Source organism: Moorena sp. SIO4E2, assembly GCF_010671945.1.
GTDB lineage: Bacteria > Cyanobacteriota > Cyanobacteriia > Cyanobacteriales > Coleofasciculaceae > Moorena > Moorena producens.
In genome coordinates this window covers 1-2801 of the sequence record NZ_JAAHIE010000794.1, presented here as the reverse complement: position 1 = coordinate 2801, position 2801 = coordinate 1, and the positions used below count along the sequence as shown (strand labels likewise).

Annotated in this window: 4 protein-coding genes and 1 pseudogene; 2 read left to right on the top strand and 3 right to left on the bottom strand. The window is 39.8% G+C overall.

The window, feature by feature from the left end; translation table 11 throughout:
* The 3 genes from F6K37_RS37300 to F6K37_RS37290 all read right to left on the bottom strand — a co-directional run.
* A partial coding sequence (locus F6K37_RS37300; protein ID WP_287256042.1) for a hypothetical protein occupies positions 1–194 on the bottom strand: 194 nt, incomplete at its 3' end.
* A gap of 473 nt (positions 195–667) precedes the next feature.
* Positions 668–1321 carry a GDSL-type esterase/lipase family protein gene (locus tag F6K37_RS37295; RefSeq protein ID WP_287256041.1) on the bottom strand — a complete coding sequence of 218 codons (654 nt, stop codon included), beginning with the start codon at positions 1319–1321 and terminating at the stop codon, positions 668–670.
* Positions 1322–1342: 21 nt separating this feature from the next.
* Positions 1343–1507 carry a hypothetical protein gene (locus F6K37_RS37290; RefSeq protein WP_287256039.1) on the bottom strand — a complete coding sequence of 55 codons (165 nt, stop codon included), beginning with the start codon at positions 1505–1507 and terminating at the stop codon, positions 1343–1345.
* 82 nt (positions 1508–1589) lie between these two features.
* Here F6K37_RS37290 and F6K37_RS37285 point away from each other — a divergent pair.
* Together F6K37_RS37285 and F6K37_RS37280 are read left to right on the top strand one after the other, a co-directional pair.
* A pseudogene (locus F6K37_RS37285) lies at positions 1590–1706 on the top strand (IS200/IS605 family transposase); the annotation flags it as partial.
* A 279-nt stretch (positions 1707–1985) separates the two neighbouring features.
* Positions 1986–2801: hypothetical protein (locus tag F6K37_RS37280; protein WP_287256037.1), on the top strand; the 816-nt coding region annotated here is incomplete at its 3' end.

Genomic DNA, 2801 nt, shown 5'->3' with positions numbered 1-2801 from the left:
AAATCGGCAAAAACACCGATGGGGTCGGGATAGGAAAATAAGTATTTTAAGTTTTTTGGACTGTAGATATCTGGAGTAATAGACAGGGTAGATTTAACAAATTTGTCAATCCTCTCTAATCTTTCCGGTTCGGATAAACTATAGATGCCATCCAGCATCTTCAAGCATTGATCAATGTCTTGTTCTGTTAGCATCTTAAATGTTTGTACGAAGTTTAGGGTAATTCAGTCTAAGCTGTCTGGATATCGCCAATTCCAATCGTGATCAAGCCACCCAGTGCGCATCAGCGGAGATCGGAGTGGAAAAATTAGCAATTGATACAGATTTTTTGAGGCAGGAAGCCTGAAAAATTTGATACATCAATATTAGAATCTGGCGTTATCACAATAATTACGGAGACAGACCTTTGTATAATACCACATCGAATCACACGGGCAAAAACGAGGAGCTTGATAGCCCCGTGAATGCATTCCGAAAGGCCTATATAAGCCATTTGGTATCTATGGTTATGGTCAGCAATTAGCAAAATCATTATCCTTCAGAAGAGCTTCGCCTACAGCAAATGCGCGTAGCGCACGCTACTTGAGGTGCTATCAACAATTAGCAATTTAATGATGGGGTTATACCGCAGGGTAAGCGCCTTGCGCTTACCCTGTAGATTTTTTTCTCAACTACCATAGATCTCGATCTCAAGGGGAACATCTATAGGAATATCATCTTGCTTTTCCCTCGTACCAATGCCGATCATGATTTTGAACCAAGCGTGAGCCAACTTTTTGTAACCCTCTGGGGTTAGGTGAATACCATCCTCAAGCATGTGTTCAGGGGTGAATATATTGCGGTTATTAATAAATCGAATGTTCTTGTTTTTATAACTTTCTCCAGTCAGCAAATTTGCCAATAGGTTATTGTATTTATCAGCTTTCTGATTCTTGAGAGTACCATCCTTAAGTGCAGAGGGCTTAATGGGGGGAATTGAAGAGACAAACAAATATACCTGATCTGACCAGGCGAGAATTTTATCAATTAGTAAAATCATTTCATTGACTGTATCTTCAGGGCTTTCATTCTGAAAAAGTATGTCGTTTGTGCCAGCCATTAATAAGATAATATCCGGTCTTGCCTGCTTCAGCCAATCTTCTATTTCGGAGTTTAAATCTGACCACGCATTGGATGCTCCAACACCAGCTATGGCAAATCCCCCATGCCCTTGATGCTCTTTGTCAAACACATATGTGTTGTTTTGGCCTAAAACTATTTCGGGATTTTCTGAGGTAGCGCTACCCACAAAATTTACTCTATAGCCATTATCTTTAAACAATGCCCACAGGTCATCTCGATATCAGGCTCGATCCAATGCTTTACCACGAGTGTTTGAGTCTCCTAAAGGCATAATCTTGAGAGACCATTGATCGATGGTGAGCGCCTCTGCGGTGGGAGAAAACTGAAATAGGCTGATGCAATAAGCGGCGATTAAGGTCAATTTTGGGGAGAATTTTTGCTTCATACTATAGTTTCCTAGTAAGCTTGAGGTACAGTAACAGCAATGAGCAAACCAATTACGAAGATCATTATTGCTTAGACAATAATTTCCAGACCTGTTGAGATTGCCAAGTTTATGGACACATTCGTATATGTTTGACACCACTGGCAAGATTAGCACTCAGAAAGTTTTAGTGTACATTAGCGACCCGCATCGCGGATGAATCAATTCATCCGTTCGCTTATATCCCCCGACTAAAGTACAGGGGCTTTAGCCATCACACTTGTAAAGCAATCTATATCTTAACAAAGATATGTAACGCAATCATCATAAATTTGATGGTTACTTAACATTTATCAATGATAACCTAAAATTTATCTTAACTATTAGATTCCAGGGATAGTTATTGTGAGACAATTAGTAGTTGATATCAGGCTGTGGGGAGACTCCTCCAGCGATTTCGGCGATTTGTTTTAGTTGTCTATGAGCAGGAGCTGTATGAATGTCTTCAAAGCAATTTACTAAATCCCAGGAAAATAACGATGGCAAGATTTTTACTAGCAACTTAGGGTTTACTGCACTCTGCTTCTTAATCGGTTTAGCTGGATTTGGCTATATTCTCGCCACATTGCCCGGAATCGCAGAATCCCCGACAGACCCTTCTAGAACTTGTATAGTCGATGGTTGGAAACTGGGATTAATTATCACCCACGTGCTGGTTTTTGCCCTCATCCCTCTGGCGATGAGAATTTTTTACAACAGTTTAAAAAATTTAGGACTGACATCAAATATTTTTGCGTCGCAACTGGGGCTAGCTTTTGTGATGGTGGCGATCGCTTCAGAAATTGGTTGGCACGTCACCCAATGCTGGTATTATCAAAACGATTTTACGATGCTGAATTTCATGTTTTACTTTTTCTTGATTTCAGGATTTGCGCTGTGGGCGGATGGGTTAGTGGAGAAGACTACTATCATCACCAATTTAATTAACATTGTGTTTGCCATCAGTCTGTTAGTTGTTTCAATTTTGTACCCTTTAGGTTATCAAGCCGGTAACGATAATTTTAAGATTCCTATCTATATTGTACTTACTCTAGTTTTGGGTGTGTTGACCTATCGAGGCTATACGATACTCCAAGATTGGAAAATTATTCTTTTCCCAATTTTCTCCGTTGGAGTCAATTTAACCTTTGTGTTTCTTCTAGATAAATTTGGAGGGAATCCCTATAGTGATCCGCAAGTGACTTTCAATGCTTTATTTCATATCCTTCACGATTTATTAGGAACCGAAGCTGGATTAGTCATCTTTACCTGGCTT

Coding starts and splice junctions, on each gene's coding strand:
- F6K37_RS37290 (WP_287256039.1), bottom strand. CDS start 1,507: ATGAAGCAAAAATTCTCCCCAAAATTGACCTTAATCGCCGCTTATTGC.